The sequence below is a fragment of the Thioalkalivibrio sp. AKL17 genome (assembly GCF_000377885.1).
Lineage (GTDB): Bacteria > Pseudomonadota > Gammaproteobacteria > Ectothiorhodospirales > Ectothiorhodospiraceae > Thioalkalivibrio > Thioalkalivibrio halophilus.
Map to the genome: position 1 here is coordinate 87,101 of NZ_KB898764.1, position 24,492 is coordinate 111,592.

Below are 24,492 nucleotides of genomic sequence, written 5' to 3' on the forward strand. Positions count from 1 at the left end.
TCAGGCCCGGGTGTCGGCAGGCGTTTCCGCGTCCGTGTCCGTGGTCGGCCGGCGTCGCGGGATGCGGGCGAGGGCGGCCTTCAGGGCCTGGCCCTGTTCGTGCCGTCCCTGCCTGTCCAGCGGCGCGAAGCGCAGGGCGTTGTAGTGCCGGGCAAAGTCCTCCAGGGCATCGCGGTCCTGCGGCCGGGCCGCGGCCACGCGCCGCACCCAGGCATCCACGCTCTCGTGCGGCTGGTGCGCCAGGCCCGCACCGCGCAGGCGCCGGGACAGCCGGTACAGGGCGCGCTGCGCCGGATCCCGGCGCTCGCGTCCGCGCAGCAGCAGCCACAGCGCGACCCCGGCGGCCAGGGTGCCGAAGCTGACCCCCAGCGCGATCAGCACGCTGCGCCAGTCGCGCGGGTCCAGGCCAAAGCGCTCGAACAGCCGCTGCTGACGCTCGGGGGTGAAGGCCAGCACCCAGGTCTCCCAGCGAAAGCCGATGAACTCCCGCCAGTCCTGCAGCTCGAAGCGCGCCTGCTGCAGCCAGGAGAGGCCCTCGCGGCGCAGGAAATCCGGCGTCTGCTCGCCCTCGGAGGGTGACAGGCCCTGCAGTCCCTGCTCGATGCGCTCGGGCGCGATCGCCGCGGTGGGGTCGACCCGCCGCCAGCCCTCGCCGTCGATCCAGACCTCGTTCCAGGCATGGGCGTCGGCATTGCGCAGGCGCAGATAGCCACCGCGTTCGCGCCACTCGCCTCCGTGATAGCCGGTGACTACCCGCGCGGGGATGCCCGCCGCCCGCATCAGCACCGCGAACGCCGAGGCGTAGTGTTCGCAGTAGCCGGCGTGGGTATCGAAAAGGAACGCATCGGTGTGATCGCCCGTCGTCTGCGGTGGCTGCAGGGTGTAGCGGTAGGGTTCGCCGGAGAAACGCGCCAGGGCGGTTTCAATGATGGCGCGCGGGTCGTCGTGCGTGGCCGTCCAGAGCCCGGCCTGGGCGCGGGCCTGCGGCGCGGCGCCCGGGGGCAGCGCCAGGGCCCGCTCGCGGGTCTCGGGGTCCAGGGCGGGGACGTTGGCGTCGCTGCCCGGGGGGCGCGTCAGATCGGCGCTGGCGGTGTACTGGATGCGCCCGGTGATGCGCTGGTCGCGGATGACCTGATGGTTCGCGCGCAGCTCGGCATCGTCGGGCAAGCGGGCGGGATATTCCAGAACCGGCAGGTAGCGGGAACGCGTGGGTTCCAGCGTGACGGTGTAGTCGACGGTATCGCCCTCCACCGCGGGCGGTTCGATCGACGAATCTCCACGATCGGCACGCCATTGGCGGCCGTCGAAGTCGGTCATCACCATGCTCCGCCAGTATTGTGCGCGGGTCGGCGGGATCTCGCCGTGGAATTCGACCCGGGCGGCGACGGTTTCGTCCTGCAGCAGTTCGGCGATGTCGCCGGGGTTCATCTCGTCGGACAGGCCGGTCTGCGCGGTGTCGTCCCGGTCCTCGCGATCGCCCCAGAGCGGCCCTTCGATGCGCGGGAAGACGATGAACAGGATGAGCATGAACGGCAGGGCGTGTACCAGCATGGTCCCGGCGCGGCGGGCCAGATAACCGGGCGTCAGCGGGCGGGCGGCGTGCAGCTGCACCAGGGCCGCGGTCAGCAGCAGCGCCCCCAGCAGCGACCACAGCCCGATCCAGAAAGCCTGGTCGAAGAAATACGTGGTGACGATGACGAAATAACCCAGAAACAGCGCAATGACCACGTCGCGTCGGCTGCGCGCCTCCAGCAGCTTGAGCGCGATCATCACCAGCAGCAGCGCGCTCCCGGCCTCCTGGCCGAACAGGGTGCCGTAATGTGCCAGGGTCATGGCGCCGGCACCCAGGGCGAGGAGGCTCATCACCCACAGCGAGGGCGCGCGGGTCCCGCGCCAGTGCACCCAGCCGCGCAGCAGCACGGCCAGGGCCATCAGCAGGGTCACCCAGGCCGGCTGGTACCAGGCGTGCGGCAGCGCGGCCACGGGCAGGGCGATCAGCGCGATGCCCAGCCCGCGCAGTTCCTCGCGCGGCGGGGCCGGGCGGGTGAGCCAGCCCTCCCTCATGCTCCGTCCTCCAGCGGCAGGGGTGCCGGGGCGGCGCGAAAACGGGCCAGCGCCTGCAGGCAGTGGTCACGATGTTCCGGGCCCTGGCCGGGGTCGATGCGCTGGCCCGGCAGACGCAAGCCCCAGGCGCGCTCCTGCGCATGGGCCTCCAGCACCTGATGGCAGAGCATCGACAGGCGGGTCTCGGTGTCGCCGTGGGGCAGCGCGTCGTAGTCGAACCAGAGGTCGTCCTGTACCCCGCCGGGGCTTTCGCGCACATGCAGCTTGCCGCTGCGGGCATAGGCCTTCCAGATGATGCGGCCGGGCGGATCGCCGGGGCGGTAGGGCCGGATGTGGTCGGGCGGTTCCTCGGATTGCCCGCGGGCGCCGGTGTCCTCGTCGCCGTCGCCGTGTCCGGCCAGGGCCCGGCCGGGGTCCACGGGCGACGGATAGACCAGGATCTCGGCGTCCAGATTGAGCCAGCTCCAGGCCTCCAGGACCCCCAGCGGGAAGCGCGTGTCCACGCGCTGGCGCGGCAGGCGGTAGACCCCGCGCGGCACGGCCGGCAGCACGATGCGGGCATCGCTCCGGCCACCCGCGGGGATGGCGACCGGTTCGCAAGCGTGTGCACCGACCCGCACGTTAATGGCTTCGCGTCCCCGGCCGTCGGTTTCATGGAGTCGCAGTTGCGCTTCGGGCGCGCTCCCGGCGAACACCGGGTCGATCGGCAGCGGGCGAATCTCCAGTCCCAGCAGGTTGCGATGGGTGTACCAGATGGCGTTGTGCCCGATCCCGGCCAGCAGGAAGGTCAGCAGGAACGCCATGTTGTTGGCGTAATTGATGGAGCCCAGCAGCATGATCAGGATAATCCCGAGCAGGGTGTAACCGGCGCGGGTGGGCAGGATGTAGATGCGGTCGCGGCCCAGCCGCGCATGCTCGCCGTCGTGCGCGTGACGGCGGTTGATCCAGCGGATCGCGTCGTCGCGCAGGCGCTGCCAGGTGCCGCGCAGGCGTCGCCGGCGGTTCAGCGGCTGGGCACGCATTCCAGCAGGGCCTCCACGGTGCGGGCGGAATCCTGCGGCTCGCGGGCGCGTACGCGGTGGCCGGCCACCGCCGGCAGGACCCGGGCGATGTCGTCGGGGGTGATGTAGTCGCGCGTATCCAGGAACGCATGGGCACGTGCCGCGCGCAGCAGGCCCACGCCGGCACGCGGCGACAGGCCGTGGGCAAAGCGGGCGGTATCGCGGCTGGCAGCCACCAGCTCCTGGAGATAGTCGAGCACCTTGGAATCGGCGTGCACGGCATCCACGGATGCCTGCCACTCGGCCAGCTGTTCCGGCGTGGCCATGGTGTCCGGGGCCGGGTGGCCGGTGTCCCCGCGGCGTTCCAGCAGGGCGCGCTCGGCCCTTGGGTCGGGGTAGCCGAGTTCGATGCGCATCAGAAAGCGGTCCAGCTGCGACTCCGGCAGCGGATGCGTGCCGACCTGCTCCTCGGGGTTCTGGGTGGCGATCACGAAGAACGGCTCGGGCAGGTCGCGGGTCGCGCCTTCCACGCTGGCCTGGCGTTCTTCCATGGCTTCCAGCAGGGCGCTCTGGGTCTTCGGTGGTGCGCGGTTGACCTCGTCGGCCAGCAGCACCTGGGTGAAGATCGGCCCGGGATGAAAGCGGAATTCGCCGCTGCCCTGTTCGAACACCGATACGCCCAGCACGTCACCCGGGAGCAGGTCGCTGGTGAACTGGACCCGGCGGTAGTCCAGGTTCATCGCGCGCGCCAGTGCGTGCGCCAGCGTGGTCTTGCCCACGCCGGGCAGGTCCTCGATCAGCAGATGGCCGTTGGCCAGCAGGCAGGTGAGCGCCAGACGGATGGCGCGGGGCTTGCCGAGAAGGATCTGGTTGAGGGCCTGTTCCACCCGCTGCAGGGCGTCCGTTCCCGAAGACATGGCATTCTCGCGTTATGGGGGAGTTGCAGAAGAGTTTGTAGCGGCCGGATGGTTCCCCTGTATCTGCAGAGTGTCCCCCGCGCTCCGGCGCGGCTACCATGGTCGCGCACGAGTCGGGAAAACGGCATGGACACAGCGTCAGGGGCCCAGCGGCCAGCCTTCCAACATGATGCCACAGACGGACCGTCCCCCGGTCTGCGCCTGTCGGGCAGCCTGGACACCGCTGCGGTGGAACGGTCCTGGGGCCCGCTGCGCGATCGCGTGCGCCTGCTGGCGCGCGAGGCGGGGGGCGGGACTCTGCCCGTGGATGTCACCGGTCTGAGCTATTGTGACGGAGCCGGGGCCGCCCTGCTGCACGCGCTGGAACGGGATGCCGCGGCCGGGGGGGTGACGCTGGAGCTGGTCGGCGCCACGCGCATGGTCGAGGAGCAGCTGGCTCCGTATCGTGAGCTGGATGCGGTGACGCCCGCGCGCGGTGAGGGCCGCAGTGACTGGCGCAGCCGCTGGATGGACGCGGTCGGACAGGTGGGACGCGCAGGCTGGGAGCAGATGGCGTTCATCGGCGAACTGGGCCGTGCCCTGGGGGCGGCGCTGCGCTATCCGCGGCAGGTGCGCTGGGGCGACACTTTCCGCGTGGCCGAGGTTGCCGGGTTCCAGGCCCTGCCGATTGTCTCGTTGATTGCCTTCCTGATGGGCGTGATCCTGGCGTTCCAGTCGGCGATCGCGATGCGTCAGTTCGGCGCGGAGATCTTCGTCGCCGATCTGGTCGCGGTGTCGCTGTTCCGCGAGCTGGGCCCGCTGATGATGGCGATCCTGCTGGCGGGGCGCTCGGGGGCTGCGTTTGCCGCCGAGATCGGGACCATGAAGGTGAACGAGGAGGTGAATGCCCTGCAGACCATGGCCCTGGATCCGGTGCGCTTCCTGGTGGTGCCCAAGGTGCTGGCGGGAATCCTGGTCGCGCCGCTGCTGGCGCTGTACGCCAATCTGATCGGCCTGCTGGGTGCGGCCCTGGTGCTGCAGGGCTTCGGCATCCCGTGGGTTGCGTTTCTCAACCAGGTGACCGGCGCGGTGGCGCTTTCGGACCTGTTCTCCGGATTGTTCAAGGCCGGGGTATTCGGCCTGCTGGTGGCCAGCGTTGGCTGCCTGCGCGGCCTGCAGACCGGCAACGGCGCGGCGGCCGTGGGCAGCTCCACCACCAGTGCGGTGGTCACGGCGATCATCCTGATCGTGGTGTTCGACGGCCTGTTCGCGGTCCTGTTCTATCACCTGGGGGTATGAGGCATGGCGCAGTCCGATACGGATCCGGTGATCCGGGTAGAAGGCCTGACCATGGGCTTCGACGATTTCGTATTGATGCGCGATCTGAACTTCGAGGTCCGCCGTGGCGAGATCTTCGTGATCCTGGGGGGGTCCGGGAGCGGCAAGAGCACCCTGCTCAAGCACATGATCGGGCTGTATACCCCGCAGGCCGGGAGGATCTGGATCGGGGACGCGGATATTGCCCACGCCGACGGTGAGCATTTCGAGGCCATCCTGCGAGGCATGGGGGTGATGTATCAGATGGGCGCGCTGTTCGGGTCCATGACCCTGCAGGAGAATGTGCGCCTGCCGCTGGAGGTTCACACCGCTCTGCCGCGTCCGGCGATGGACGCAGTGGCCCGGGCGAAGCTGCAGCTGGTGGGGCTGGGCGCGTTCGTGGATTTCATGCCCTCGGAGATCTCCGGTGGCATGCAGAAACGTGCCGCCATCGCGCGGGCCATGGCGCTGGACCCCTCGGTGCTGTTCCTGGATGAACCCTCGGCCGGGCTGGATCCGATTACCTCGCGCGAGCTGGACCGGTTGATCCGGCGGCTCGCGCGCAGCCTGGGCATGACCATCGTGATCGTGAGCCACGAGCTCGCGAGCATTTTTGCCATCGCCGACCGCGTGATTATGCTCGACAAGGAAACCCGGGGCATCGTCGCCGACGGGGATCCGCGACGCCTGCGCGAGGAGTCGGCACACCCCTGGGTGCGGCGCTTTCTGGGCGGTGACCACGACGAAGCAGCCAACGGCGAGGAGGCCTCCGCATGAGTGCCCGACAGCATTTCCGGCTGGGCCTGTTCATCCTCGGCGGGCTCGCATCGCTGGTGATCATCCTGTTGATTGCGACGGCGGGGAATTTCTTCCGACCGTCGATGATGATCGAGACCTACATGGATTCCTCGGTGCAGGGGCTGGAGGTCGGCGCCCCGGTGAAGTTCCGCGGTGTCCAGATCGGCGAGGTGACCCGACTCGGCTTTACTTCGGTGGAGTACGAACAGGATGTGCCTCCGGCCGAGCGCAAGCGCTACGTGCTGGTGCGCGCGCGCCTGTGGCCGGACCGTTTTGCGACCACGCCGCAGGAAGCCCTGTTCGAGGACGATGTCCTGGAGCAGCTGGTCGAGGCCGGGCTGCGGGTGCGCATGGCGGCCCAGGGCATCACCGGCATGAACTACCTGGAGGCGGACTTCGCCGATCCCGCGGAACACCCGCCGCTGGACCACCCCTGGGATCCCGAGTACGCCTATCTGCCGTCGGCGCCCAGCATCACGATGCAGTTCATTGAGTATGCCGAGAAGCTGCTGGAACGCATCGACGATATCGATATCGAGGGCGTGGTGGGGAATCTCAACAGCCTGCTGGTCAATCTCGACGACACCGTCTCGAGTATCGACGTGGGGGGCATCGCCGGACGGGCGGACGACCTGATCGGCGAACTGGAGACCACGGCCACCAGCGCCGAGCGCATCATGGAATCCGTCGAGAATCTCCTCGACCATCCCGATACGCAGGCCCTCCCGGGCGAGACCCGCGAGACCATGCGTCAGCTGAGACGCACCGCGGAACAGGCCGAGATCGGCGAGCTGGTGGCCCGGATCGAGGGTATGGTGGAACGCCTGGATCGTGGCGTGGAAGTGAACGAGGCGAAACTGGCGGAGACCCTGGAAGAGCTGCAGAGCACCACGCGCAGCCTGCGCAGCCTTTCGGAGGACGTGCGGCGCAATCCGGCGGGTACCCTGTTCGGGGCACCGCCGCCGCGCAGTATCATGGACCGGGACAACCGGGGAGAGGAACGCTGATGACACGCGCGCTACTGCTGGCGGTGCTGGCCGCATTCCTGCTGGGGGGCTGCGGCCTGCTGGCCGAACGCGAACCGGTGGAGCGGGCGTGGTTCCTGCTGGAACTGCCGGAGGACACCGGGCCGCCCGCAACCGATGCCGGGGCGCCCGTGGCGGTGGAGCTGGGCTCGGTGCGCGTGGCCCCCGCCTATGCCGAGAAGGGGCTGGTGTACCGCCTGGGGCCGCACGAGTACGAAGCGGACTACTACAACGAATGGTTCCTGCGTCCGGCGGAACAGGTGGAACAGCTGCTGCGCGAACGCTGGACCCGTGGCGACGGCGCCGTGGTTCTGGTGGACGACGCCCGCGCCGCGCGGGCGGCCGGGCAACCGGTGGTGGAACTGCACGTGCTGGTCACGGCCCTGTACGGTGACCTGGATACGAACAGCGGCCGCGATGCCGCCCGAGTGGGGCTGCGGACCCGGCTGGGTGGTGCTGACCGGACCGAGCTGGCGCATTTCGAGGCCACCGAAGCCCTGCAACAACGCTCGCCCCGGGCCCTGGTGGCCGCCCTGTCCCGCGGCATGGCGGCCAGCCTTACGGACCTCGAGGCGGAACTCCAATCCTTCGCGCGACAGGAGGCGGACGGATAATGGCCGACCCGCAAGCCACGGTGTATGACTTCGAAGTGACCCGCGCCGACGGCCGGCGGCAGCGGCTCGACGAGTACCGCGGCGAGGTGCTGCTGATCGTCAACGTCGCCTCGCAATGCGGCTTCACCCCGCAGTACGAAGGGCTGCAGGCGCTGCAGGATCGCTATGGCGAACGCGGCTTCCGGGTGCTGGGGTTCCCCTGCAACCAGTTCGGTCGACAGGAGCCGGGCGATGCCGACTCCATCCGGGTCTGCGGTCTGCGCTTTGGCGTGAGCTTCCCGGTGTTCGCCCGCATCGAGGTGAACGGGGAGGGCGCCGACCCGCTGTTCCGCCACCTCAAGACGGGCGGCCCAGGTGCCCTGGGCACGCAGCGGATCAAATGGAACTTTACCAAGTTTCTGGTGGGGCGGGACGGCCGCGTCATCCGGCGCTTCGCCCCCACGCGGCGCCCGCAGGATCTGGCCAGCGCCATCGAACGGGCGCTGGACGAGCCCGCGCCCGCCAGCGCCGCATGAGCGAGCAGGATGACGTGCGCTGGATGGAACAGGCGCTCGCACAGGCCGAGGCCGCAGCCGCAGCCGGCGAGGTGCCCGTAGGCGCGGTGCTGGTGGATGCCGAAGGCAACGCCCTCGCGGCGACCCACAACGCACCCATCGCCAGCCGTGACGCCACCGCGCACGCCGAGATCCGCGCCCTGCGCGCGGCCGGGGAGCGTGTGGGCAACTACCGCCTCCCCGGCACCACCCTCTACGTGACCCTGGAGCCCTGTTCCATGTGCGCCGGCGCCATCATCCACGCCCGCGTGGCGCGGCTGGTGTACGCCGCGGCCGATCCACGCACCGGGGCCACCGGCAGTGCCATCGACCTGATCCACCATCCGGCCCACAACCACCGCGTGGCGGTCACCGGCGGCGTGCTGGCCGAACGTGCCGCGACCCAGCTGCGCGACTTCTTCCGCGCCCGTCGGCGCAACACGCCCGCCGTCGGGGACGAAAATGGCGCGCAGCCCGAACCCGATCCGCAAAGGAGAACTTCATGATCCGAATCCGCCACATGCTGCTGGCCCTGCCGCTGGCTGCGGGCCTGCTGGTCACGGCCGTTGCCGCGAACGAGATACACAGCGTGGAAGCCCTGAATCAGGCACCGGAAGAGCTTGAGGGCGAGACGGTGCGTCTGGAAGGCATCATCGCGCAGGTCAACGAGGACATCATGGGCCGCAATTTCCTGCGGCTGGTGGACGGCACGGGCGAGCCCGGCGACTTCATTACCCTCACCAGCCAGCAGACCGCCGATCCGGGTGACCGTGTGCGGGTGGAAGGGGTCTACGTGCTCGAAAGGGATTTCGGTGCCGGCTACGTCTACCCGGTCCTGATCGAACAGGCCCGCCTGGAGGATGCGGAAGATTGACATCGGCACGCGCCGCATGACGTAGCGTTGCACTTATTGGTTGAATTCAGGATCTGGGGGAAGATGATGCTGGGAGCGTAGCGCCAAAGGCAGGGCGAAAAAAACTGGCTACCGTTTCTGTGCGCCACGATGTGCACCACGGAGGGGAAGGCGGGGAGTGTTGCGGCGGGTGATGTGCCGCAAACCCTTGATTTTATGGAGCCGGTGACAGGAGTCGAACCTGCGACCCTCTGATTACAAATCAGACGCTCTACCAGCTGAGCTACACCGGCCTGGTGCCGGGAGTGGGACTCGAACCCACAAGGCCGAAGCCAGCGCATTTTGAGTGCGCCGTGTATACCAATTCCACCATCCCGGCGTGCAGCGCCCGTAGTGTAGCGCACGCAGGGGGTGTGGCAATACGGCCGAGCGGTATCCCGCGAGCCGGGGCATGGTAGGATCGCGCGCCATGCGAGTTGCCGATTTTGATTACGAGCTCCCGTCCGAGCTGATCGCGCAGGATCCGTTGCCGGAGCGCACCGGGTCCCGGTTGCTGGTCCTGGAGGGCGGGGAGCCGGAGGATGCCGTGTTCGCGGACATCGGGCGCTGGCTGCGTCCGGGCGATCTGCTGGTCCTCAATGACACGCGGGTGATCCCGGCGCGGGTGTTTGGGCAGAAGGCGAGCGGCGGCCGGGTGGAGGTCCTGTTCGAGCGCGTGCTGGAAGGCGGGCGCGAGGCGCTGGCGATGGTGCGTGCGACCCGGGCTCCGGGCGTCGGAGTGCGGTTGTGGCTGGCGGACGGGGCCTTCGAGGTGGAAGTGACCGGGCGCGAGGGGCCGTTCTTCCGCCTGTCGCTGTGTGGCGAAGGAAAGGCGGGCGAGCAGGATCTGCCGGCCCTGCTGCATGCCCATGGTCAGGTGCCGCTGCCGCCGTACATCGAACGTGCGCCGGAGCAGGAGGACACCACGCGCTATCAGACGGTGTTCGCGCGGCGAGAAGGGGCGGTGGCGGCGCCGACGGCGGGGCTGCATTTCGACGACACCCTGCTGCGCGGACTGCGCGACAGTGGCGTGGAGACGGCAACGGTGACGCTGCACGTGGGCGCGGGTACTTTTCAGCCGGTCAAGGTGGAGGACACGACGGACCACGAGATGCACGCGGAGTGGCTGGAGGTCTCGCCGGAGCTGTGCGCGGCGGTGGCACGCTGCCGCGAGCGCGGCGGCCGGGTGGTGGCCGTGGGCACGACCTGCGTGCGTGCGCTGGAGTCGGCCGCGGCGGGTGGCGAGCTGGAGCCGTTCACGGGCGATACGCGGCTGTTCATCCAGCCGGGATATCCGTTCCGCGTGGTGGACCGCATGATCACCAATTTTCATCTGCCGCAGAGCACGCTGCTGATGCTGGTATCGGCGTTTGCCGGGTATCGGCGGCTGTTCGCGGCCTACGCACATGCTGTGTCGCAGCGCTACCGGTTCTTCAGTTACGGGGATGCGATGTGGCTGGCACCCGGCGATCCGGACGATCAGCCGCCGAGCGCGGAGGCTTCCGATGCAGTTTGAACATCTGGGCAGCGACGGTGCGGCCCGCCGCGGCCGGCTGACCTTCCCGCGGGGGGAGGTGGAGACTCCGGCGTTCATGCCGGTGGGAACCTACGGCACGGTCAAGGCGATGACCCCCGAGGAACTCACGGGGCTGGGGGCGCAGATCATCCTGGGCAATACCTTCCATCTGATGCTGCGCCCCGGGACGGAGATCATCCGGGCGCACGGCGATCTGCATGACTTCATGCACTGGGAGGGGCCGATCCTGACCGATTCCGGCGGGTTCCAGGTCTTCTCGCTGGCCGAGATGCGCAAGATCAGCGAGGAAGGCGTGCGCTTCCAGTCGCCGGTGGACGGCTCGAAGGTGCTGATGACGCCCGAGTCGTCGATGCAGGTCCAGCGCGAGCTGGGCTCGGACATCGTCATGATCTTCGACGAATGCACTCCGTATCCGGCCACGCATGACGAAGCGCGCCGCTCAATGGAGCTCTCGCTGCGCTGGGCCGATCGTTCGCGTCAGGCCCACGGCGACAACCCGGCGGCGCTGTTCGGGATCGTGCAGGGGGGCATGATCCCCGAGCTGCGACGGGAGTCGGCGGCCGGCCTGCGCTCGATCGGCTTTGACGGATACGCCATCGGCGGGCTGTCGGTGGGCGAGCCGGAAGACGAACGCCTGACCACCCTGGACGTGACCCTGCCGCAGCTGCCGGTGGAACAGCCGCGCTATCTGATGGGCGTGGGGCGGCCCGAGGACATCGTGGAGGCGGTGCGCCGCGGCGTGGACATGTTCGACTGCGTGATGCCGACCCGTAACGCCCGCAACGGTTTTCTGTATACCCGCGAGGGGGTTCTGCGGATCCGTAATGCCCGGTTCCGCGACGATACCCGCCCGATCGACCCCGAGTGCGGGTGTTACGCGTGCCGCAACTACTCGCGGGCCTATCTCAAGCACCTCGACAAGTGCAACGAGATTCTCGGCTCGCGCCTGGCGACCACGCACAACCTGCATTACTACCAGGACCTGATGCGCGGGATGCGCGAGGCGATTGCCGAAGGGGCTCTGGATGCCTTCGTGGCGGATTTCTATCACCGGCGCGGCATGGACGTGCCTGCTGTGCCATAATTCGCGCCGCCTGTTTGACCGAACCGATTTGCTGAACGGAGAAGCTGCATGGATTTCCTGATTTCCGCCGCCCACGCGCAGGAAGGCCAGGCCGCCGGTGGTGGCCTGATCGAATTCCTGATCATGATCGTGATCTTCTTTGCGATCATGTACTTCCTGATCATTCGTCCGCAGAGCAAGCGGGCCAAGGAACATCGCTCCATGGTCGAGTCCCTGTCGAAGGGTGACGAGATCGTGACCAATGGCGGCATGGCCGGAAAGATCACGGAAGTCGGCGAAAACTTCATTCACGTCGATGTGGCCGATGGCGTGAACGTCGTCGTGCAGAAGCAGTCCGTGCAGTCCGTCATGCCCAAGGGTTCCCTGAAAGACCTCTGAAGGCCCGTAGCCGATGCGCAACTCCTATCCGGTGTGGGTGTATGCCCTGATCGTCGTGGTCGTGACGATCGGGCTGCTTTATGCCGCCCCCAACCTGTTCCCCGAAGATCCGTCCGTGCAGATCGACAACCCCATGGCGGGGGAAGTCGAGGAGAACATGGAGGGCGTGATCGGTACCGTGCTCGGTGCCCAGGGCCTGACCCCGATGCGGGCCGAGCGCCGCGACGGCCAGCTGCTGCTGCGGTTCGAAACCGCGGACCAGCAGGCCCGGGCCGCGGAAATCCTGCGGAACTCGCTGGACGACAACCATACGGTTGCGCTCAACATGGCGCCGGCCACGCCCGACTGGCTGCGTGCCATCAATGGCCAGCCGATGTCGCTCGGGCTCGATCTGCGGGGCGGGGTGCACTTCCTGATGGAAGTCGACCTCAATGCGGTGATCGGTACGGCCATCGAACGCTACACCAACGAGCTGCGTCCCCGTCTGCGCGAGGAACGCCTGAGTTTCTCCGCGCTCGAGGATGGCGGTGACGAGTTGCGCATTCGCTTTGCCAGTGACGGCGAGCGCGACGAGGCCGAGAGCTGGCTGAGCAGTGAATACCGCGGCGAGCTCGAGTGGGCCCCGCGCCGGGAGGACGACGACTGGTTGCTGGTCGGCACTCTCGAGGAGGAGCACCTGACTGAACTGCGCCGCCAGGCGCTGCAACAGAACATCTCCACGCTGCGCACCCGCGTGGATGAGCTGGGCGTGGCCGAGCCGCTGATCGCCCAGCAGGGCGAGCATCGCATCGTGGTGCAGCTGCCGGGCGTGCAGGACACCGCGCGCGCCAAGGAAGTGCTGGGTGCGACCGCGACTCTGGAATTCCGCCTGGTGTCCGAAAGCGGGGACCCCATGGAGGCCCGCGAAACCGGCGAGGTGCCTTCCGGGACCCGGCTGTACGAAGAGCGTGACGGCACCCCGGTGCTGCTGCAGCGGCAGGTCATGCTCACCGGGGAGTTCATTACGGACGCCTCGTCCGGCATCGCTGACGACACGGGCGGGCCGGCGGTCTTCATCAATCTCGATGGCCAGGGCGCCCGCATCTTCTCGCGCGTGACCTCGGACAACGTCGGCCGGCTGATGGCCACGGTGTTCATCGAGACCACGATCGAGACCGAGGAAGAAGACGGCGAAGTGGTGATGCGCAGCTCGCAGAGCGAGGAAGTGATCAACGTCGCGCGCATCAACGAGCCGCTGGGCGGGCGTTTCCAGATCACCGGGCTGGATTCCACCACCGAAGCGCGGAATCTGGCACTGCTGCTGCGGGCCGGGGCGCTGGCTGCACCCATGTCGATCGTGGAGGAACGCACGGTCGGCCCGAGCCTGGGTCAGGAGAACATCGACCGCGGGATCCAGTCGGTCATCATCGGCTTCGTGCTGGTCATGCTGTTCATGATCCTGTACTACCGGGTGTTCGGCGTGATCGCCAACGTCGCGCTGGCGCTCAATCTGGTGTTCATCGTGTCGGTGCTGTCGATGCTGCAGGCCACGCTGACGTTGCCGGGGATCGCCGGGATCGTGCTTACGGTCGGCATGGCGGTGGACGCCAACGTGCTGATCTTCGAGCGCATCCGCGAGGAGCTGCGCAACGGCATGTCGCCGCAGGCGGCGATCGCATCGGGCTACGACCGCGCCGTGACCACCATCGCGGATGCCAACGTGACGACCCTGATCGCGGCCGTGGTGCTGTTCATCTTCGGGACCGGCCCGATCAAGGGCTTCGCCATCACGCTGTCGATCGGGATCGTCGCCTCGATGTTCACCGCCATCGTGGTGACTCGGGCCATCGTCAATCTGACCTACGGACGCCAGCCGCGGCTGGCCCGTCTGTCCATTTAAGTCCGGGAGCCGGGGAATGCTGCCGCATCTCAACTTCGCCGAGTCCAACTTCGACTTCCTGGGCAAGCGCCGGGTCACCCTGGTGATCTCGGTGGTGCTGATCCTGCTGTCGGTGCTGATGCTCGCCACACGCGGGATCAATTTCGGCATCGACTTCACGGGGGGCACCCTTGTGGAGGTCGGCTACCCGGAAGCGGTGGAGCTCGATCCGATTCGGGAAACCATCAACGAGGGCGGATTCCAGGGGGCGCAGGTCCAGACCTTCGGTACCGCGCGGGATGTGCTGATCCGCCTGCCTCCGCGCGATGACGAGCCGGACGAGGCGGCGCTGTCCAATCAGGTCATGCAGTTGCTGGAGGCCGGCGGTCCGGAGGGCGCGGAACTGCGCCGGGTGGAGTTCGTCGGACCGTCGGTGGGCGAGGAGCTGCGCGAGCAGGGCGGTCTGGCGATGATCTACGCCCTGGTCGGGATCCTGATCTATGTCGCCGTGCGGTTCGAGTGGCGCTTCGCCGCGGGGTCCGTGCTGGCGCTGGTACATGACGTGGTGATCACGCTGGGGATCTTCTCGGCACTGCAGCTCGAGTTCGACCTCGGGGTGCTGGCGGCGGTCCTGGCGGTGATCGGTTATTCGCTCAACGACACCATCGTGGTGTACGACCGCATACGCGAGAACTTCCGGATACTGCGCAAGCAGGGCACCGAGTTCGTGATGAACAATGCGGTCAACAAGACACTGGCGCGGACGATCGTGACCAGTATGACGACCCTGCTGGTGCTGTTCGCGCTGTTCTTCCTTGGCGGGGCGGCTCTGCAGAACTTCTCGGTGGCGCTGATCATCGGTGTCATCGTCGGGACGTACTCCTCGATCTTCATCGCGGCCACGGCGGCGCTGATGCTGGGGGTCGACCGCCAGGTGCTGCTGCCGGTGAAGAAGGAAGGGGCGGACGAGGAGGATGCGACGCCCTGAGAACGCCCTGATTCGGGGGGAGGGCAGGGACGGACAAGGAAGCCCGCCCCCACAGGGATATGAGGGCGTGGCTGCGGGAGCAGAGCGGGGCCGATGACCGCCCCGGGCGATTCAGCCTTCGCCGTGCGGGCTTCCGGTCTTGCGTCCCTCCACCTCCGCAGCGTGCAGACGCTGCAGCATCGTTTTCAGGACCTTGGGGTTCCCGGCCACGACATCGCCCTTGCGAAAGATCTCGTTGCCACCCTGCCAGTCACTGGTCAGGCCACCGGCTTCCTGCACCAGCAGCAGTCCCGCTGCCATGTCCCAGGGCTGCAGGCCCATCTCCCAGAAGCCGTCAAAACGGCCGCAGGCGACCCACGCCAGATCCAGCGCCGCGGAACCCGGCCGCCGAATGCCGGCCGTGCCCGGGATCATGTGGCGCAGGGTGCGCAGATAACGTTCCAGGTCCTGCCCCTCGCGAAACGGGATGCCCGTGCCCAGCAGCGCACCTGACAGATCCTTGCGCTGCCCCACGCGGATACGCCGGTTGTTGAGGAAGGCGCCGCCGCCGCGCGTGGCGGTGAAGAGTTCTTCCTTGATCGGGTCGTAGACCACCGCGTGTTCCAGGCGCCCCTTCTGCCGCAGGGCGATGGACACCGCGTACTGAGGGATCTCGCGCAGGTAGTTGGTGGTGCCGTCCAGCGGATCGATGATCCATTCGTGCTCGGCGCCGGTGGCCCCGGGCTGGTTGCCTCCCTCCTCCGCGAGGATCGCGTGATCCGGATAGGCCTTTTTCAGGGTCTGGACGATGGCCTCTTCGGCATTCACGTCGACATCGCTGACCCAGTCGTTGCGGGCCTTCTCGCGCGTGTTCATCCGGTCCGGCCGGCCCCAGGCGCGGGTGGTGATGCGTCCGGCCGCGCGGGCCGCCGATACCGCCGTGTTCAGCATGGGGTGCATGAGGGATCTCCGACATCGCTTGGGAAGGAATCGGGGCCGGCGCACGGACGCCCCCGAAGGTCGCGAACGATACACAACGCATCGAGGCTTTGGAAGTGTGCGGGCCAGCCGGCGCGGGGCGGTGTACAATCGCGCCCGCATGGGAAGGGGCAGGGGTGCCATGGAATCAAAGACTGACGAGCATCGACCGATCGATCCGGGCCCGGGGGCCGCCGCCCGGGTCCGGGTCGTGCTGGTGGGAACGACCCACCCGGGCAATATCGGATCCGCGGCCCGCGCCATGAAGGCGATGGGCATGCGCGACCTGGCGCTGGTGGCGCCGGAGCGCTTCCCGCATGCCGACGCCACCGCGCTGGCGTCCGGTGCCGACGACGTGCTGGCAGGGGCCACGGTGGTCGACACGCTGACCGAGGCGGTCGCCGACTGTCATCAGGTGGTGGGGACCAGCGCCCGCACGCGCACCCATTCGGTGCCGGTGCTGGAGCCCGACGGTGCCGCGTCGCGGGTGCTCGGCGGGGCGGCCGAGGGGCCGGTGGCATTGGTCTTCGGCCGCGAGCACAGCGGCCTGACCAACGAAGAGCTCGACCATTGCCACGCATTCGTCCGCATCCCGACCGACCCCGATTTTTCCTCCCTCAATCTCGCCGGCAGCGTCCAGATCATGACCTGGGCGGTGCGCCGGGCGGCACTGGCCGATGTCGGGGAGTCGGGTGCCGTGGTGCGCCAGGCCTCGGCGGCGGAGCGGGATCCTGCGGCCACCCACGCGGAGCTGGAAGGTCTGTTCGAACATTACGAGAAGACCCTGGAGGCCATCGACGTGCTCGATCCGGAGAATCCGCGCCACACCATGCGCCGGTTGCGCCATCTGTACCTGCGCGCGGAACCGACGGCCTCGGAGGTGCGGCTGCTGCGCGGCATATTGACGCACACCCTGCGGGGCCGGTGAGCGCGGATTCCCGGCTGTGATACCCTACCGAATAACTCAGGATTGAGACCGGAATCATGTTCAAGACCCTGCGCGAGGATATCCGCTGCGTATTTGCGCGCGATCCCGCTGCCCGCAATGCCTTCGAGGTGCTGACGGCGTATCCGGGTCTGCATGCGCTGTGGTTTCATCGCGCGTCGCACTGGCTGTGGAATCATCGCATGCGCTGGCTGGGGCGCATCCTGGGCAATATTGCGCGGCTTCTGACGGGGATCGAGATTCATCCAGGAGCCACCATCGGACGCCGGTTCTTCATCGACCACGGCATGGGCGTGGTGATCGGCGAGACGGCCGAGATCGGCGATGACTGCACGATCTACCACCAGGTGACCCTCGGGGGGACCAGCTGGGAGGGCGGCAAGCGCCATCCGACTTTGGGGAACGAGGTCGTGATCGGGGCCGGGGCCAAGCTGCTGGGGCCGATCCATATAGGGGACCATGCGCGGGTGGGCTCCAATGCCGTGGTGCTCAAGGATGTGCCCGCGGACGCGACGGCGGTGGGGATTCCGGCGCGGGTGCTGGGGCCGCGCCCGGAGCCGGACCCACGCTTTCAGCAGGCCGCCAGTCGCATGGGTTTCGACGCCTACGGTGTCACCCGGGACATGCCCGACCCGGTGGCGAACGCCCTGCACCGCATCGTGGATCGCGTCCACGAGCTGGATGACCGTATGGAGAAGGCCTGTCAGGCGCTAAAGCGCGCGGGGATCGACCCGGGCGAGGCGATGGGCGAGGATACCGGCCATCCGCTGGAGCCCTGTGACCTCGAGGGGCTGGAACCGGACGATTGTGAAATCCCGCCACGCAAACAGCAGGGTAATAGTTGACCGTTTTGCTCAGGAATTGCTAAGCTCTCGAGCAACCTGAACAAGAAGGCGCATCGAGTCATGAAACTGACGACCAAAGGACGTTACGCCGTAACCGCCATGCTCGACGTGGCGACTCATACCCGCGAGGGCCCGGTCTCGCTGGCCGAGGTGGCGGGGCGGCAGAAGCTTTCGCTGTCCTATCTGGAGCAGTTGTTCTCGCGGCTGCGCAAGAAGGGGCTGGTGGTCTCCAGCCGCGGCCCTGGCGGCGGTTACGCGCTGAGTCGCGACGCGGCCGAGATCAGTGTGGCCGAGATCATCGTGGCGGTGGATGAACCGGTCGATGTGACCCGCTGTGGCGGCAAGGCCAACTGCAACAAGGAATCGCGCTGCCTGACTCACGATCTGTGGGCGGACCTGAGCGATCAGCTTTATGATTTCCTCAGCAATCGTTCGCTGGCGGAAGTGCTGGAGCGCCACGAGGCAAGCGTGCAGGCGCGCGAACAGGGAGAGCATCCGGTGACGGTGCACGGCTCGAACGGAAAAGAAAACGATCATGCGGGCGCCACGGTAGCGGCCGCGGACAGGAGCAATGCGTGATGAGTGACCTGAAACTGCCGATCTATCTCGACTATTCCTCGACCACCCCGGTGGACGAGCGCGTCGCCGAAGAAATGAAGAAGTTCCTGACGCGGGACGGTTTTTTCGGTAACCCGGCCTCCCGGAGTCACAGCTTCGGCTGGGATGCCGAGAAGGCGGTCGAGAACGCGCGGGAACAGGTCGCCGCTCTGGTGGGTGCGGATCCCAAGGAGATCATCTGGACCAGCGGGGCCACCGAGGCTGACAACCTGGCCCTCAAGGGTGCCGCTCATTTCTATCAGCGCAAGGGCAAGCACGTCATCACGGTGAAGACCGAACACAAGGCGGTGCTGGACCCGGCGCGCCAGCTGGAGCGTGAAGGCTTCGAGGTGACCTATCTGGGGGTCGACGAGAACGGTCTGGTCGACCTGCAGGAACTGCGCGACGCCATGCGTGACGACACCATCGTGGTGTCGGTCATGCACGTAAACAACGAGATCGGCGTCATTCAGGACATCGAGGCGATCGGCAATCTCTGTCGCGAACGCGGCATCGTGTTCCACGTGGACGCGGCGCAGTCGACGGGCAAGGTGGCGGTCGACCTGTCGAAGCTGCCGGTGGACCTGATGAGCTTCTCCGCGCACAAGACCTACGGTCCGAAGGGCATCGGCGCGCTGTTCGTCCGCCGCAAGCCGCGCGTGCGGATCGAGGCGCAAATCCACGGCGGCGGGCATGAACGCGGCATGCGTTCCGGTACGCTCGCGCCGCACCAGATCGTCGGCATGGGCGAGGCCTTCCGTATCGCCGGCGAAGAGATGGGCAGCGAGCTGGAACGTATCCGCATGCTGCGTGACCGCCTGTGGGAGGGCCTCAATGACATGGAAGAGGTCTACCTCAACGGTGACAAGGAGCGCCGGGTGGCCCACAACCTGAACGTGTCGTTCAACTTCGTGGAGGGCGAGAGCCTGATCATGTCGCTGCGCGACATCGCGGTTTCCTCCGGTTCGGCCTGCACTTCGGCCAGCCTGGAGCCCTCTTACGTACTGCGCGCCCTGGGTCGCGACGACGAGCTGGCGCACAGCTCGATCCGCTTCTCCATTGGCCGCTACACCACGGTCGAAGAGATCGACCACACCATCGACATCGTGCACAAGGCAGTTGGCAAGCTGCGCGAACTGTCGCCGCTCTGGGAGATGTACCAGGACGGGATCGATCTCAAGAGCATCGAATGGGCGGCCCACTGAGGCCGTTCCGGAACATCCACCCACGGGTACGCGAACAGGAGAGTCATCATGGCTTACAGTGACAAGGTGATGGATCATTATGAAAATCCGCGCAATGTCGGCAGCTTCGAGAAGGGCGATGAATCGGTAGGCACCGGCATGGTCGGTGCGCCGGCCTGCGGTGACGTGATGAAGCTGCAGATCAAGGTAAACGACGATGGCGTGATCGAGGACGCCAAGTTCAAGACCTACGGCTGCGGTTCGGCGATCGCGTCCAGCTCGCTGCTCACCGAATGGGTGCGCGGCAAGAGCCTGGAAGAAGCGAGCCAGATCAAGAACACGCAGATCGCGGAAGAACTGGCGCTGCCGCCGGTGAAGATCCACTGCTCGGTGCTGGCCGAAGATGCGATCAAGGCAGCGATCTCCGACTATCAGGAGAAGCACGGCGCCGAGGAACCGGAACAGAAGACGGCCTGAAGACGATATGGCAATCACACTGACCGACAGCGCGGCCGACCGCATCCGGCACTTCCTCGAACAGCGGGGCAAGGGTGTCGGCGTGCGGCTCGGGGTGAGGACCACGGGCTGCTCCGGCATGGCCTACGTGGTGGAGTTCGCCGACGAGGTCGAGGAAACGGACACGGTGTTCGAGGTCGACGGGGTGAAGCTGGTGGTGAGTCCCAAGTCCCTGGTGTACCTCGACGGCACCGAGCTCGACTTCGGCAAGGAAGGCCTGAACGAGGGTTTTCGTTTCAACAACCCGAACGAGAAGGCCCGCTGCGGCTGCGGTGAAAGCTTCAACGTCTGAAGGTACCGGGCCAGCGCGGGGTGCGGCGGGATCGTCCGGATACGGGCGTCCCGCTCACCCCTTTTCTTTGCCGGGCCTGCGGGCCCGGTTTTCGCTACGGACAAGGGATGACAGTCGGCCGATGAACGATCCGTTTGAACAGTTCGATCTTCCGGTCGCCTTCGAGGTGGATCGCGATGCCCTGGAGGAACGTTTCCGGCGCTTGCAGGCGGAGCTTCATCCCGACCGCTTCGTGCGTCAGGGCGATCAGGCGCGGCGCATGGCCGCGGCGATGGCGGCGGACGTGAACGAGGCCCACGATATCCTGGCGAACGACTATCGGCGCGCCCTGCACATCCTCGAGCGGGCCGGGTTCGAATTCGATCCCGAACGCGACACCAGCCGGGACATGGGGTTCATCGAGGCCCAGATCGAATGGCGGGAACGCCTGGAAGATGCGGAACGTGCCGGCGATGCCGCCGCACTGGATACCCTGGCCGACGAGCTGAATGGGGCGCGGGCCGAGGCACGCGAGAAAGTGGCCACGGCCCTGGCCGATTCGGAGAAACCGGCGGACGATGCCCGTGATCGGGTGCTCGAGCTGCGATTCTTCGACCGTTTGCTGGAGGAGCTCCAGCGAACCCGACAGTCGCTGGCGTCGTAACCGACGCCGGCGGAAGATTCCCCCCGACCGAGAGCTTCATCAGGAGCCGAACGCGATGGCGTTATTGCAGATCACCGAACCCGGCGTTGATTCCGCCCCGCACCAGCGTCACCTGGCCGCGGGTATCGACCTGGGCACCACTCACTCGCTGGTGGCGACGGTCCGCAGCGGCGAGGCCGATACCCTGCCGGACGAACAGGGTCGCCATATCCTGCCCTCGGTGGTGCACTATTCGGCGGACGGTGCGCAGGTCGGATACGAGGCGGCGGAGCATGCCGGCGATGATCCGCACAACACCATCGCATCGGTCAAGCGCCTGATCGGCCGCGCGGCATCCGACGTGGCGACGCTCTCGGGCGAGCTGCCGTTCCGGCTGAAGACCGGAGACGGTTCGAGCGTGCCGCGCATCGAGACCGCCGCCGGGGACAAGAGCGCCGTCGAGGTCTCCGCGGATATCCTCGGCAGCCTGCGGGCGCGCGCCGAGGAGAGCCTGGGTGATGAGCTGGAAGGCGTGGTGATCACCGTGCCGGCGTATTTTGACGACGCCCAGCGCCAGGCGACTCGTGACGCCGCCCAGCTTGCGGGCCTGAATGTCCTGCGCCTGATCTCCGAGCCGACCGCCGCGGCGGTCGCCTACGGGCTGGACCAGGGTGAGGAAAGCACCATCGCGGTGTACGACCTCGGCGGCGGAACCTTCGACATCTCCATCCTGCAGCTGCGTCGCGGCGTGTTCGAGGTGCTGGCCACCGGCGGCGACTCCGCGCTGGGGGGCGACGACGTGGACCGCAGCGTGGCCGAGTGGCTGCTGCAGCAGGCCGGGATGCAGGGGGAAAATGATCCGCAGCGCCTGCGCCGCGTGACCCTCGAGGCGCGCCGCGCCAAGGAGGCCCTGACCGAGGCCGACACCACCAAGGTGCGGGTGACGCGCGCCGATGGCAGTGAATGGCAGGGGCAGCTGGATCGCGCCGGCCTGCTGGAACTGGCGCGCCCGCTGCTGGACCGCACCCTTGAGTCCTGCCGTCAGGTTCTGGCGGACGCCGATCTGGAGCGCGACGCCATCGACGAGGTGATTCTGGTGGGGGGGTCGACCCGCATGCCCGCCGTGCGCGAGGCCGTGCAGGAGTTCTATGGCCGCGAACCGCGCGCCGGTATCGACCCGGATCGCGTGGTCGCGATCGGCGCGGCGCAACAGGCTGACATACTCGCCGGCAACAAGCCGGACACCGAGCTGGTGCTGCTGGACGTGATCCCGCTGTCGCTGGGACTGGAAACCATGGGCGGGCTGGTCGAGTTCATTGTCCCGCGCAACACCACCATCCCGGTCAGTCGGGCGCAGGAATTCACCACCTTCAAGGACGGCCAGACCGCCATGTCGGTGCACGTGGTGCAGGGCGAGCGCGACGTGGTGGACGCCAACCGTTCGCTGGCACGCTTCACCCTGTCCGGGATCCCGCCGATGGTCGCCGGGGCCGCGCGCATCCGCGTGAGTTTTCAGGTGGACGCCGACGGCCTGCTGAGCGTGACCGCGCGGGAGCAGACGCAGGGCGTGGAGGCCCACGTGGAGGTCAAGCCCAGCTACGGCCTGACCGATGCCGAGATCGAACAGATGTTGCGTGATTCCGCCTCGGCGGCACGTGACGACATGGAGGCCCGCCGCCTGCGCGAGGAGCAGGTGGAGGCCGATCGCGTGCTGGAGGCGCTGAACGCCGCCCTGGAAACCGACGGCGACCGCTATCTGGACGCCGAGGAACGCGCGAACATCGAGAGTGCCCGCGACGCCCTGGCCGAAGAACGCGGCCGGGGCGAGGATCCGGACGCCATCGAAGCCGCGCGCAAGCGCGTCGAGCAGGCATCCGAGGCCTTCGTCGCGCGCCGCATGAACGACAGCATTCGCCGCGCACTGGCGGGGCACAACGTCTCCGAATACGACGACTCAGGGAACTGACCCATGCCACAGGTGATCTTTCTGCCGCACCAGGAAATCTGTCCGGAGGGCGCCTCCATCGAGGCCGAGCCGGGCATCAGCATCTGCGATCTCGCCCTGAAGAACGGGATCGAGATCGAACACGCCTGCGAGAAGTCCTGCGCCTGCACGACCTGCCACGTGTATGTGCGCGAAGGGATGGACAGCCTCGAGGAGCCCAGCGAGGATGAAGAGGACATGCTCGACAAGGCCTGGGGGCTCGAGCCCGATTCGCGCCTGTCCTGTCAGGCGATCGTGAGCGATGCAGATCTGGTGGTCGAGCTGCCCAAGTACACCATCAACCAGGTGTCCGAGCACCACTGATCAGCGGGAGAGTGCGGTCATGAAATGGACTGATACCAGCGAAATCGCGATGCAGCTTGCGGATGAGCATCCGGACGTGGATCCGCGCAACGTCAACTTCGTTGACCTGAGGAACTGGGTGGTGGAACTGCCGGAGTTCGATGACGATCCGGAACGGTCCGGCGAGCGCATCCTGGAGGCGATCCAGCTCGCCTGGATGGACGAGGCGGACGTCGACGACTGAGCGGCGGCGCCGAATCGCCGGATCGGCCAGGGGGCTGGCCTCCCACAGGTTGAACCCTGTCCCCGGTGGGAGGCCGGCCCTCCGGCCGATTGTGGGGGATCGGCAGGTGCCGGATCGGCCAGAGGCTGGCCTCCTGCGGGGGCGGCCGTTGCCGCGCGCCGGCCGGGCCGCTACACTGCGCGCCGCATGTTGCCCCGTGACCGCGTTCGCATCGGGAACCCGCCATATGGCGGGTTTCGCGTTTGCGGGAGCGGGTGGCGACCCGACTCGAATCATTGCCCCTACAGGAGAGCCGCCCCATGGCCGAAGAACGTACCCTTTCCATCATCAAGCCCGACGCCGTCTCCAAGAACGTGATCGGCGAGATCTACAGCCGCTTCGAGAAGGCCGGCCTGAAGATCGTGGGCGCGCGCATGATGCACCTCGATCGCGCCCAGGCCGAGCGTTTCTATGAAGTTCACAAGGAACGCCCGTTCTTCAACGATCTGGTCGAGTTCATGATCTCGGGTCCGGTCATGGTGCAGGTTCTGGAAGGCGAGGACGCCATCGCCAAGAACCGCGACATCATGGGGGCGACCAACCCCGCTGAAGCGGCCCCCGGTACCATCCGTGCCGACTACGCGGTCTCCATCGACGAGAACGCGGTGCATGGTTCCGACGCCGCGGACACCGCCGAACGCGAGATCGCGTTCTTCTTCGGCGATGACGGTGTCTGCCCGCGCACCCGCTGAGGCGATTGCGGTCAAACCGCAGGAGCGTGAAATCGGCCGGAGGGCCGGCCTCCTGCCGGGGCAGGGTTCGACCCGCAGGAGGCCAGCCTGCTGGCCGACCCGGCGTGGCCCGACCTGGCACAGGAGGTGCCCCGGACGCACAATCGGCCGGAGGGTCGGCCTCCTGCCGGGGCAGGGTTCGACCCGTAGGAGGCCAGCCCCCTGGCCGACCCGGCGTGGCACGACCTGGCACAGGAGGTGCGCCGGACGCACAATCGGCCGGAGGGTTGGCCTCCTGCCGATGGGG

Annotated in this window: 27 protein-coding genes and 2 tRNA genes; 23 read left to right on the forward strand and 6 right to left on the reverse strand. The window is 67.5% G+C overall.

Annotated features, from left to right (window positions below):
• The 3 genes from D577_RS0100430 to D577_RS0100440 are packed head-to-tail and all read right to left on the reverse strand — an operon-like array spanning nucleotide 1 to nucleotide 3,982.
• The gene (locus D577_RS0100430) at nucleotides 1-2,064 is read right to left on the reverse strand and encodes a DUF3488 and transglutaminase-like domain-containing protein (protein WP_018945637.1); all 2,064 of its coding nucleotides are present in this window, start codon (nucleotides 2,062-2,064) and stop codon (nucleotides 1-3) included.
• Nucleotides 2,061-3,086 (reverse strand): DUF58 domain-containing protein, encoded by a 1,026-nt coding sequence (locus D577_RS0100435; protein ID WP_018945638.1) that lies wholly within the window; start codon nucleotides 3,084-3,086, stop codon nucleotides 2,061-2,063. The genes D577_RS0100430 and D577_RS0100435 overlap by 4 nt, the downstream gene beginning before the upstream one ends.
• Nucleotides 3,068-3,982, reverse strand: a complete 915-nt coding sequence (locus tag D577_RS0100440; protein WP_018945639.1) for a MoxR family ATPase — start codon at nucleotides 3,980-3,982, stop codon at nucleotides 3,068-3,070. The genes D577_RS0100435 and D577_RS0100440 overlap by 19 nt, the downstream gene beginning before the upstream one ends.
• A 126-nt stretch (nucleotides 3,983-4,108) precedes the next feature.
• Here D577_RS0100440 and D577_RS0100445 point away from each other — a divergent pair, with 126 nt between their 5' ends.
• From D577_RS0100445 to D577_RS0100475, 7 genes are read left to right on the forward strand one after another with little or no spacing between them, the layout of a single operon-like run.
• Nucleotides 4,109-5,260, forward strand: a complete 1,152-nt coding sequence (locus D577_RS0100445) for an ABC transporter permease (protein ID WP_026288821.1) — start codon at nucleotides 4,109-4,111, stop codon at nucleotides 5,258-5,260.
• Between the two features lie 3 nt (nucleotides 5,261-5,263).
• Nucleotides 5,264-6,055, forward strand: a complete 792-nt coding sequence (locus tag D577_RS0100450) for an ABC transporter ATP-binding protein (RefSeq protein ID WP_018945641.1) — start codon at nucleotides 5,264-5,266, stop codon at nucleotides 6,053-6,055.
• A complete protein-coding gene (locus tag D577_RS0100455; protein ID WP_018945642.1) occupies nucleotides 6,052-7,083 on the forward strand; it encodes an MlaD family protein in 1,032 nt (343 codons plus the stop codon). The genes D577_RS0100450 and D577_RS0100455 overlap by 4 nt, the downstream gene beginning before the upstream one ends.
• Complete coding sequence (locus D577_RS0100460; protein ID WP_018945643.1) at nucleotides 7,083-7,715, forward strand: membrane integrity-associated transporter subunit PqiC; 633 nt, start codon at nucleotides 7,083-7,085, stop codon at nucleotides 7,713-7,715. The genes D577_RS0100455 and D577_RS0100460 overlap by 1 nt, the downstream gene beginning before the upstream one ends.
• Nucleotides 7,715-8,230 (forward strand): glutathione peroxidase, encoded by a 516-nt coding sequence (locus D577_RS0100465; protein WP_018945644.1) that lies wholly within the window; start codon nucleotides 7,715-7,717, stop codon nucleotides 8,228-8,230. The genes D577_RS0100460 and D577_RS0100465 overlap by 1 nt, the downstream gene beginning before the upstream one ends.
• A complete protein-coding gene (gene tadA / locus D577_RS0100470; RefSeq protein WP_018945645.1) occupies nucleotides 8,227-8,754 on the forward strand; it encodes a tRNA adenosine(34) deaminase TadA in 528 nt (175 codons plus the stop codon). Before D577_RS0100465 ends, tadA begins: the two co-directional genes overlap by 4 nt.
• Nucleotides 8,751-9,122 (forward strand): hypothetical protein, encoded by a 372-nt coding sequence (locus tag D577_RS0100475; protein WP_018945646.1) that lies wholly within the window; start codon nucleotides 8,751-8,753, stop codon nucleotides 9,120-9,122. The genes tadA and D577_RS0100475 overlap by 4 nt, the downstream gene beginning before the upstream one ends.
• A gap of 196 nt (nucleotides 9,123-9,318) precedes the next feature.
• Here D577_RS0100475 and D577_RS0100480 read toward each other — a convergent pair.
• Nucleotides 9,319-9,394 (reverse strand) — tRNA-Thr (locus D577_RS0100480).
• Nucleotide 9,395: 1 nt separating this feature from the next.
• Nucleotides 9,396-9,480: transfer RNA gene (locus D577_RS0100485), tRNA-Leu, on the reverse strand.
• Nucleotides 9,481-9,570: 90 nt separating this feature from the next.
• On the opposite strand from D577_RS0100485, the gene queA reads away from it, so the two are divergent.
• Genes queA through secF form a run of 5 tightly spaced genes read left to right on the forward strand, consistent with a single transcriptional unit; the run spans nucleotide 9,571 to nucleotide 14,985 of the window.
• Nucleotides 9,571-10,656: a tRNA preQ1(34) S-adenosylmethionine ribosyltransferase-isomerase QueA gene (gene queA, locus D577_RS0100490; protein ID WP_018945647.1), complete on the forward strand. Its 1,086-nt coding sequence runs from the start codon at nucleotides 9,571-9,573 to the stop codon at nucleotides 10,654-10,656.
• Complete coding sequence (tgt, locus tag D577_RS0100495; protein WP_018945648.1) at nucleotides 10,646-11,761, forward strand: tRNA guanosine(34) transglycosylase Tgt; 1,116 nt, start codon at nucleotides 10,646-10,648, stop codon at nucleotides 11,759-11,761. The genes queA and tgt overlap by 11 nt, the downstream gene beginning before the upstream one ends.
• Nucleotides 11,762-11,809: 48 nt before the next feature.
• Complete coding sequence (gene yajC / locus D577_RS0100500; RefSeq protein ID WP_018870412.1) at nucleotides 11,810-12,139, forward strand: preprotein translocase subunit YajC; 330 nt, start codon at nucleotides 11,810-11,812, stop codon at nucleotides 12,137-12,139.
• Between the two features lie 13 nt (nucleotides 12,140-12,152).
• Nucleotides 12,153-14,018: a protein translocase subunit SecD gene (secD, locus tag D577_RS0100505; protein WP_018945649.1), complete on the forward strand. Its 1,866-nt coding sequence runs from the start codon at nucleotides 12,153-12,155 to the stop codon at nucleotides 14,016-14,018.
• A gap of 16 nt (nucleotides 14,019-14,034) precedes the next feature.
• Complete coding sequence (gene secF, locus D577_RS0100510) at nucleotides 14,035-14,985, forward strand: protein translocase subunit SecF (protein WP_018945650.1); 951 nt, start codon at nucleotides 14,035-14,037, stop codon at nucleotides 14,983-14,985.
• Between the two features lie 111 nt (nucleotides 14,986-15,096).
• Here the strand turns inward: secF and D577_RS0100515 are convergent, their stop codons facing one another.
• Nucleotides 15,097-15,924, reverse strand: coding sequence for an inositol monophosphatase family protein (locus tag D577_RS0100515; RefSeq protein WP_018945651.1), 828 nt, complete (start codon nucleotides 15,922-15,924; stop codon nucleotides 15,097-15,099).
• 160 nt (nucleotides 15,925-16,084) lie between these two features.
• On the opposite strand from D577_RS0100515, the gene D577_RS0100520 reads away from it, so the two are divergent.
• The 11 genes from D577_RS0100520 (at nucleotide 16,085) to ndk (ending at nucleotide 24,206) form a co-directional block, all read left to right on the forward strand.
• On the forward strand, nucleotides 16,085-16,870 hold the full coding sequence (locus tag D577_RS0100520) for an RNA methyltransferase (RefSeq protein WP_018945652.1): 786 nt from the start codon (nucleotides 16,085-16,087) through the stop codon (nucleotides 16,868-16,870).
• A gap of 56 nt (nucleotides 16,871-16,926) precedes the next feature.
• The gene (gene cysE / locus D577_RS0100525; protein WP_018945653.1) at nucleotides 16,927-17,733 is read left to right on the forward strand and encodes a serine O-acetyltransferase; all 807 of its coding nucleotides are present in this window, start codon (nucleotides 16,927-16,929) and stop codon (nucleotides 17,731-17,733) included.
• Nucleotides 17,734-17,793: 60 nt separating this feature from the next.
• Nucleotides 17,794-18,312, forward strand: coding sequence for an Rrf2 family transcriptional regulator (locus D577_RS0100530; RefSeq protein WP_024329470.1), 519 nt, complete (start codon nucleotides 17,794-17,796; stop codon nucleotides 18,310-18,312).
• The gene (locus D577_RS0100535) at nucleotides 18,312-19,535 is read left to right on the forward strand and encodes an IscS subfamily cysteine desulfurase (RefSeq protein ID WP_018945655.1); all 1,224 of its coding nucleotides are present in this window, start codon (nucleotides 18,312-18,314) and stop codon (nucleotides 19,533-19,535) included. Before D577_RS0100530 ends, D577_RS0100535 begins: the two co-directional genes overlap by 1 nt.
• Before the next feature lie 48 nt (nucleotides 19,536-19,583).
• Nucleotides 19,584-19,991 carry a Fe-S cluster assembly scaffold IscU gene (gene iscU, locus D577_RS0100540; protein WP_018945656.1) on the forward strand — a complete coding sequence of 136 codons (408 nt, stop codon included), beginning with the start codon at nucleotides 19,584-19,586 and terminating at the stop codon, nucleotides 19,989-19,991.
• A gap of 7 nt (nucleotides 19,992-19,998) precedes the next feature.
• On the forward strand, nucleotides 19,999-20,322 hold the full coding sequence (gene iscA, locus D577_RS0100545) for an iron-sulfur cluster assembly protein IscA (protein ID WP_018870403.1): 324 nt from the start codon (nucleotides 19,999-20,001) through the stop codon (nucleotides 20,320-20,322).
• A 121-nt stretch (nucleotides 20,323-20,443) separates the two neighbouring features.
• Nucleotides 20,444-20,965: a Fe-S protein assembly co-chaperone HscB gene (gene hscB / locus D577_RS0100550; RefSeq protein ID WP_018945657.1), complete on the forward strand. Its 522-nt coding sequence runs from the start codon at nucleotides 20,444-20,446 to the stop codon at nucleotides 20,963-20,965.
• 55 nt (nucleotides 20,966-21,020) lie between these two features.
• Entirely contained in the window at nucleotides 21,021-22,910 is a 1,890-nt protein-coding gene (gene hscA, locus D577_RS0100555; RefSeq protein ID WP_018945658.1) for a Fe-S protein assembly chaperone HscA, read from the forward strand.
• Between the two features lie 3 nt (nucleotides 22,911-22,913).
• Complete coding sequence (fdx, locus tag D577_RS0100560; RefSeq protein WP_018945659.1) at nucleotides 22,914-23,252, forward strand: ISC system 2Fe-2S type ferredoxin; 339 nt, start codon at nucleotides 22,914-22,916, stop codon at nucleotides 23,250-23,252.
• Nucleotides 23,253-23,271: 19 nt separating this feature from the next.
• A complete protein-coding gene (gene iscX / locus D577_RS0100565) occupies nucleotides 23,272-23,475 on the forward strand; it encodes a Fe-S cluster assembly protein IscX (protein ID WP_018945660.1) in 204 nt (67 codons plus the stop codon).
• A gap of 299 nt (nucleotides 23,476-23,774) precedes the next feature.
• On the forward strand, nucleotides 23,775-24,206 hold the full coding sequence (gene ndk / locus D577_RS0100570) for a nucleoside-diphosphate kinase (protein WP_018945661.1): 432 nt from the start codon (nucleotides 23,775-23,777) through the stop codon (nucleotides 24,204-24,206).
• Nucleotides 24,207-24,492 lie beyond the last annotated feature (286 nt).

Coding starts and splice junctions, on each gene's coding strand:
- ndk (WP_018945661.1), top strand. CDS start 23,775: ATGGCCGAAGAACGTACCCTTTCCATCATCAAGCCCGACGCCGTCTCC.
- secF (WP_018945650.1), top strand. CDS start 14,035: ATGCTGCCGCATCTCAACTTCGCCGAGTCCAACTTCGACTTCCTGGGC.
- D577_RS0100530 (WP_024329470.1), top strand. CDS start 17,794: ATGAAACTGACGACCAAAGGACGTTACGCCGTAACCGCCATGCTCGAC.
- hscA (WP_018945658.1), top strand. CDS start 21,021: ATGGCGTTATTGCAGATCACCGAACCCGGCGTTGATTCCGCCCCGCAC.
- tadA (WP_018945645.1), top strand. CDS start 8,227: ATGAGCGAGCAGGATGACGTGCGCTGGATGGAACAGGCGCTCGCACAG.
- D577_RS0100465 (WP_018945644.1), top strand. CDS start 7,715: ATGGCCGACCCGCAAGCCACGGTGTATGACTTCGAAGTGACCCGCGCC.
- secD (WP_018945649.1), top strand. CDS start 12,153: ATGCGCAACTCCTATCCGGTGTGGGTGTATGCCCTGATCGTCGTGGTC.
- hscB (WP_018945657.1), top strand. CDS start 20,444: ATGAACGATCCGTTTGAACAGTTCGATCTTCCGGTCGCCTTCGAGGTG.
- cysE (WP_018945653.1), top strand. CDS start 16,927: ATGTTCAAGACCCTGCGCGAGGATATCCGCTGCGTATTTGCGCGCGAT.
- D577_RS0100535 (WP_018945655.1), top strand. CDS start 18,312: ATGAGTGACCTGAAACTGCCGATCTATCTCGACTATTCCTCGACCACC.
- fdx (WP_018945659.1), top strand. CDS start 22,914: ATGCCACAGGTGATCTTTCTGCCGCACCAGGAAATCTGTCCGGAGGGC.
- D577_RS0100435 (WP_018945638.1), bottom strand. CDS start 3,086: ATGCGTGCCCAGCCGCTGAACCGCCGGCGACGCCTGCGCGGCACCTGG.
- D577_RS0100430 (WP_018945637.1), bottom strand. CDS start 2,064: ATGAGGGAGGGCTGGCTCACCCGCCCGGCCCCGCCGCGCGAGGAACTG.
- iscA (WP_018870403.1), top strand. CDS start 19,999: ATGGCAATCACACTGACCGACAGCGCGGCCGACCGCATCCGGCACTTC.
- tgt (WP_018945648.1), top strand. CDS start 10,646: ATGCAGTTTGAACATCTGGGCAGCGACGGTGCGGCCCGCCGCGGCCGG.
- D577_RS0100455 (WP_018945642.1), top strand. CDS start 6,052: ATGAGTGCCCGACAGCATTTCCGGCTGGGCCTGTTCATCCTCGGCGGG.
- D577_RS0100445 (WP_026288821.1), top strand. CDS start 4,109: ATGGACACAGCGTCAGGGGCCCAGCGGCCAGCCTTCCAACATGATGCC.
- yajC (WP_018870412.1), top strand. CDS start 11,810: ATGGATTTCCTGATTTCCGCCGCCCACGCGCAGGAAGGCCAGGCCGCC.
- iscU (WP_018945656.1), top strand. CDS start 19,584: ATGGCTTACAGTGACAAGGTGATGGATCATTATGAAAATCCGCGCAAT.
- D577_RS0100440 (WP_018945639.1), bottom strand. CDS start 3,982: ATGTCTTCGGGAACGGACGCCCTGCAGCGGGTGGAACAGGCCCTCAAC.
- D577_RS0100460 (WP_018945643.1), top strand. CDS start 7,083: ATGACACGCGCGCTACTGCTGGCGGTGCTGGCCGCATTCCTGCTGGGG.
- iscX (WP_018945660.1), top strand. CDS start 23,272: ATGAAATGGACTGATACCAGCGAAATCGCGATGCAGCTTGCGGATGAG.
- D577_RS0100515 (WP_018945651.1), bottom strand. CDS start 15,924: ATGCACCCCATGCTGAACACGGCGGTATCGGCGGCCCGCGCGGCCGGA.
- D577_RS0100450 (WP_018945641.1), top strand. CDS start 5,264: ATGGCGCAGTCCGATACGGATCCGGTGATCCGGGTAGAAGGCCTGACC.
- D577_RS0100475 (WP_018945646.1), top strand. CDS start 8,751: ATGATCCGAATCCGCCACATGCTGCTGGCCCTGCCGCTGGCTGCGGGC.
- D577_RS0100520 (WP_018945652.1), top strand. CDS start 16,085: ATGGAATCAAAGACTGACGAGCATCGACCGATCGATCCGGGCCCGGGG.
- queA (WP_018945647.1), top strand. CDS start 9,571: ATGCGAGTTGCCGATTTTGATTACGAGCTCCCGTCCGAGCTGATCGCG.